The organism is Methylophaga sp. UBA5088 (assembly GCF_002414625.1).
In the GTDB taxonomy this organism is placed as follows: domain Bacteria; phylum Pseudomonadota; class Gammaproteobacteria; order Nitrosococcales; family Methylophagaceae; genus Methylophaga; species Methylophaga marina.
Genome location: NZ_DIAC01000012.1, coordinates 6378 through 6626, shown reverse-complemented (window position 1 = coordinate 6626; position 249 = coordinate 6378). Strand labels below are relative to the sequence as shown.

At 43.4% G+C, this 249-nt stretch carries 1 protein-coding gene; it reads right to left on the bottom strand.

What is annotated here, in order from left to right; translation table 11 throughout:
• On the bottom strand, positions 1-236 hold a 236-nt coding region (locus B4K20_RS01905; RefSeq protein WP_289281696.1), incomplete at its 3' end, for a hypothetical protein.
• Positions 237-249 lie beyond the last annotated feature (13 nt).

Here is a 249-nt window from a genome sequence, read left to right as displayed (position 1 = left end):
ACTTCTGGTTCATTATCTTCAGCAAGCTCTGGGGTTTCAGCTTCTGTTTCAAGTTGAGGTTCATCAATTGCTGGAGCTTCATCGTTATCTATGGGCTCAAGACTCAGCTCGTCTTCAGAAAGCTCTGGCTCAGAATTCTGTTCTTCTGTTGTGATGGGTTCTTCAGCAATATTGTCAATTTCTATATCAGCTGACGACTCCGATGATTCTGACAACTCAGGCTCTACGTCAGCCAAATTGCTTTCATCA